The sequence below is a fragment of the Microbacterium gubbeenense DSM 15944 genome, assembly GCF_000422745.1.
Taxonomy (GTDB): Bacteria; Actinomycetota; Actinomycetes; order Actinomycetales; family Microbacteriaceae; genus Microbacterium; species Microbacterium gubbeenense.
The window spans coordinates 1-4671 of sequence record NZ_AUGQ01000046.1 but is presented as its reverse complement, the minus strand read 5'-3'; the positions used below and the strand labels follow the sequence as shown (position 1 = coordinate 4671).

At 63.0% G+C, this 4671-nt stretch carries 5 protein-coding genes and 1 pseudogene; 2 read left to right on the top strand and 4 right to left on the bottom strand.

The annotated features are described in order from the left end of the window. Positions 1 to 186 precede the first annotated feature (186 nt). Both G510_RS0112980 and G510_RS17670 read left to right on the top strand, forming a co-directional pair. Positions 187 to 1254 (top strand): DUF3800 domain-containing protein, encoded by a 1068-nt coding sequence (locus tag G510_RS0112980; protein WP_169562650.1) that lies wholly within the window; start codon positions 187 to 189, stop codon positions 1252 to 1254. 198 nt (positions 1255 to 1452) lie between these two features. Next, a complete protein-coding gene (locus G510_RS17670; RefSeq protein WP_157560667.1) occupies positions 1453 to 1671 on the top strand; it encodes an arsenite oxidase in 219 nt (72 codons plus the stop codon). 32 nt (positions 1672 to 1703) lie between these two features. Here the strand turns inward: G510_RS17670 and G510_RS0112970 are convergent, their stop codons facing one another. The 4 genes and pseudogenes from G510_RS0112970 to G510_RS0112955 all read right to left on the bottom strand — a co-directional run. Further along, positions 1704 to 3005 (bottom strand): Y-family DNA polymerase, encoded by a 1302-nt coding sequence (locus G510_RS0112970; RefSeq protein ID WP_029153959.1) that lies wholly within the window; start codon positions 3003 to 3005, stop codon positions 1704 to 1706. After that, positions 3002 to 3418 (bottom strand): LexA family protein, encoded by a 417-nt coding sequence (locus G510_RS0112965; RefSeq protein WP_051216763.1) that lies wholly within the window; start codon positions 3416 to 3418, stop codon positions 3002 to 3004. Before G510_RS0112965 ends, G510_RS0112970 begins: the two co-directional genes overlap by 4 nt. A gap of 124 nt (positions 3419 to 3542) precedes the next feature. Further along, entirely contained in the window at positions 3543 to 4298 is a 756-nt protein-coding gene (locus G510_RS16945) for a metal-dependent hydrolase (RefSeq protein ID WP_169562648.1), read from the bottom strand. Between the two features lie 42 nt (positions 4299 to 4340). Then, positions 4341 to 4671, bottom strand: a pseudogene (locus G510_RS0112955) (hypothetical protein); the annotation flags it as partial.

Sequence of the window (4671 nt, the reverse complement as noted above, 5' to 3'; positions counted from 1 at the left end):
AGCCCCCAACTAGTCCCCCACCTGCCACCAACCACCCACCCCTAGGGGTTGCGAACCGTAAACCCCTCACCTACAGTGAATGATGTCAGATCGAACAGAATCCGTGAGTACACGCACGCGCACACCACGCCGGCCCCTCACCACGGCCTAGACGCGGGCGACTGCACTTGGTGGCACGATGAACGAGTGACAGAGAAGGCACAATCAAGCGGATTAGCGCAGCCCCTCGTTGTCGCATGCGATGAATCAGGGAATGACGGGGAAAACCTCCTCGCGGGCAGCTCCCCTGTCTTCGCGCACGCGAGCGTAACTGTCAGCAGCGCAAGGGCTGTAGAAATCATGGCAGAGGTTCGAGCACGAACCCGAAGTGCGAGTGCCGAGCTCAAGTCAAAAACGCTACTCCACCCGAAGAACGAGGGCACGGCACGGTGGCTCCTGGAGCATCGCGATCTGGAAGACTCCGTCTCTCTACACCTCACCAACAAGCGGTACTTTCTCGTAACGAAGCTGTTCGACACGACGATCGAGGAACTCGCCAGTGCCAACGGCTATGACATGTACGCAGACGGCTCCGCGCTCTGCGGTGCGAACGTCCTGTTCTTCACCGCTCCGGCTTTCTACGGCCAGCGGTGGAACGCACTGTTGGTCGCGTACCAGGACTTCCTTCGGGCAAAATCAGCATCAGACGCGCACGCTTCACTCGCAACACTCGAAGCGCGAGTTCTCGATTCGTTGTCGCTCCAGGACGCGTCGGCCAACATATTTCTCGACCTGATCCATGCAGGCATCAAGCATCTTCAGCTGCTCTCCCGCCTACAACTCGGACAGGGCATAGACCATCGGCTGCGGACGCTCGATCCGCTGATCCCAGCCGTAGGTGCCGCCGTCGCCTATTGGGCCGAGCAGTCGGGTCGATCGGTCGAGATACTGCACGACACCGCAAAAGAGCTGACGCCTGAACGCGTTGCTACGATGCGCAGGTATCTCGCAGAGCCCGAGATAGCCGCGCCCCATCGCGTCGGAAAAGGCGTAAAGCTCGCGGGCGTGACCCTTGTCGATTCCAAACGGGAGGAGAGGGTGCAACTCGCGGACCTGCTCGCTGGGCTCGGTAGAAGCGTTATCGAGGCGGAGAGTGACGGACGGCCGCACCCGTTGACTGCCCTGGTGGAACGCCACATGAGTAGACTCAGCATCTTGCCCAGGGTTGAGCTCATGAATCCCGAGGCCGCCAAAGCCGTTGCCCTCGGAGCGTAGCTGAACGCGAGGCCCGATCCGCACCACTCCATCACGAGCATCACCCAGCCGAAACCGTCCGTCGGAACTGAGTGTCGCTTCGTATCCGAACGTCCGTGCATCGCCTCGATTAGGCCGGTGTCCGTACGTGAGACGGCCGCAGCCCGGAGCGTGCCGAAGACTACCGTTGCGCGTCACTGGCGCGAGGGTCATCATTGCGTGCAGCCGGTACCGGTGTGGGGTTCGGCCGCGGCATGGCGTGAAGCTCACGCCGCGGTCTGGGCACACGAGCCGCGCGAGCTCGCCGACGATTGGGTGCCCGACGCCTGGGGAGTCGAAGCTGATCAGACCATCGTCACAAGCAAGTCGCGCGGCCTCGCTCACCTGCGCCGTGAGGAGTCGGTCGCCGTCGACCCGCCCGACGAGAGCGCCACGTAATCGCGCAGCGAGCAGCCGGGCTCCTCACCACCTCACGCAGCAGCCACCGGCAGCTCGTCCCAGTGAGTCATCGTGCGCTTTGACAACATGGCTCGTTTCATTTCCCAGCCCGGCGGCGCCCTGAGACCCCCGAGCCCGACCCCGACGGCATCGCGGCCGAGTTTGCGCGTAATCTGATCCAGCGCGCGACCGACGCCCCTGCCCTCGAACTCCTCACGGAACAGCGCCAGAGGCACTGCCCCGTCAACGTCGCGTAGATCCGTGAGAACCACGCCCGCGCGAGCGTATCGAATGCCGTCGACGGGAAAGCTTGTCGCGAGGAGCTTGCTCGCGGCCTTCGTGAGCACGATCGGGTCATCACTCGGCGTCGCCAGAGGCACGTTGACGTGTGCCGTGTGCGCCACAGATCGCTCGTCTGCCCAGCCTGTCGCCGCCCAGGCGGTGAGATACCCAGCCCGCGATTTTTGAGCCCGCAAACGGGCGCTCACGCGCTGCGCATACAGGCTGATGACCTGCGCGAGCTCATCGTCCGAGGTGATCTTGCTTGAGAACGATCGCGAGTAGATGAGTTGATCCTTCGCGGCCGCCGGTTGCGTCTCGATCTCAATGCAACGCGTACCGCGCAGCTCAAGAACCGTGCGCTGCATCACGACCGAGAACCGCTTACGGATCCAGGCCGCGTCCGCTTCGCGCAGATCGCGCGCGGTATGGATTCCGATTGCCGCGAGCTTCTTCCCCGTCCGACCGGCCACGCCCCAAAGATCCGTGACCGGGATCGAATCAAGGATCCGATCGAGCTGCGCGGGTGAGTACCGGCGCAGATCCAACACGCCGTTCATCGCCGGCACCTTCTTGATGCCCAACGCTGCGACCTTCGCGAGAGTCTTCGTCGACGCGATCGACACACGAACCGGGATCCCCGTCAGCCGCATCACCGTGCCGCGGATCTCCTGCCCGATCGCCTCGACTTCGGCCGGCGTCCCCCTCAGCCGGATAAAGGACTCATCGACAGAATAAATTTCTTGCCAAGCCGAGAACCGGCCCAGGATCTCGGCCACGCGCCCGGAGAGAGATCCATACAATTCGTAATTCGACGAACGCGCGGCCACGCCCGCAGCACGGCACCACGCCTCGATCTTGAACCACGGCTTACCCATGATGTCGGGATCCATCGACTTCGCCAACGGATCGGCCGCGACAACGCAGCCATCGTTATTGCTCAGAACTATCGTGGGCCGCGACGCGATCGACGGATCGAACACGCGCTCGGCGTTGGCGTAGAACGACACGCAATCCACCAGCGCGATCACCTCCCCCGAGCCGGCAGCGGTCACGGTTGATGCAGAACCCATGTGACCACTCCCCAGATGCTCGTTTCGCTCAGCTCGCCCGGGATGATGTCTCGGTAGCCGGCCGCCTCCGCACGCAGCACCAGGTGCTCGCCGACCAGATCGAGGCGCTTGACGGTGTACTCACCGTCAACCACGGCTACAACGATCCGCCCCGGCACAGGATTAATCCCCCGGTCGACCAGCAACAGATCCTGATCGTGAATCCCCGCATCCGTCATCGAGTGACCCGCCGCACGCCAGACGAACGTTGACACTCGATCACGGATCAACCGCTCATTGAGGTCGAGCTCATCAGTGGCGTATCCCTGTGAAGGGCTCGGGAACCCCGCAGCGACGGCCTCGGGAGCGACAGCGAGAACCACTGACTCCCCAAACGCCAAGGCCCGCGGATCCATCGCACGCACACTGCCCCCACTAGAACATAACTACGCACGAGAATATGTCATGCGCTTATTGCACTAGAACACATATTCCCGTGAAGCAACTATGAATAGCTCAGGCTAGCCCGCTGCTGAGCTCCTATATCGCGAGGTCAGCTGTGAGGGTAGCGAGTATGCCCCAGGCGACGTAGATGGCGGCGAGGGTAGCGAGCGCCCACTCTCGCCAGGATCCAGTGTCTCCAAGAATTGGGAGCGCGAGCGCGCCGTTGGGGCGCCACACCATGCTGATGAGCTTGTTCCTGCTGATCGATTTCGGGGGCTTGAGCGTAAGCGGCCAGAAAAGGGGGACTCCACCGCTCGTGAGCATGTCGCCTGCAATGTGGGTCAAGTATCCAATTGCGAGGCAGAGCGGGAGGACCTCGAAAACGCTGGGGATGAAGTGCACGGCGATGGCCACGGCCGCGGCGAAGATCCATGCGCTCGCCCAGGAGCTCACGATGCGGAGGGATTTGAGAGCGAATGCCGTGCATGCGGCGATCGCGATAGCGAGGCCGAACAGGAGCTGGTGCGGCCACATATCGATGTCGATCGTGAGCTTTGCGAGCTGTGGAGTCAGGAAGAAGAGCGCGAGGACAGCGAGGAGGGAGTGCATTCCTTTGCGATGTCCCCCGGCGAGCGCGCTGATCGCTCCCGCTGCGATCGAGCCTCCGGGCAGTGAGTGGGCGATGGTTGAGGAAGGGTGGTCCGCATCGGGAAGTAAAGCTGCGCCGGCGCAGATGATGGTGCCGGCGACGACTTCGGTTGCTGCGAGTGGGTGGATTCCTGTTGCGGGCAGTGCTGTGGCGGTGATGGCGATCCAGGCGGCGGCGCCGGTGATCGCGTGGCTTGTTCCCATCATTGGCGGCGGTGGTCTCTGTGCTGTCTGCGGGGAGGGGTTTCAGATGAAGGCATCGGGGTCGTCGGGGAGGACGCATTTCTGCTCTGCGTAGGGGCGGTCGGCTTGCGGGATCCATCCGGGTTCGTCTTTACGGATGACGCGTGGGGTGTTGTCTTTGTCGGTTGTGGTCATGTGGGGGCCGGCGTTCGTCCAGGCGTTCTGAGCTCGGGTTTCGTTCCAGAGCGCGAGGCGGGCTTGGCTGGGGAGGCTGGAGCGGTGGGTCCACCATGCGCGTTTTTCTCCGTAGGGGCCGAACTGGTGGCCTTCGGAATGGGCGATGGTGTCATGGACGGCGCGGAAGACGTCGTTGGCGACCATCTTCTGGTGGGTA

Excerpts from the sequence above, each read along its gene's own strand:
- G510_RS0112965 (WP_051216763.1), bottom strand. The coding sequence starts at position 3,418 with ATGGATCCGCGGGCCTTGGCGTTTGGGGAGTCAGTGGTTCTCGCTGTC.
- G510_RS16945 (WP_169562648.1), bottom strand. The coding sequence starts at position 4,298 with ATGGGAACAAGCCACGCGATCACCGGCGCCGCCGCCTGGATCGCCATC.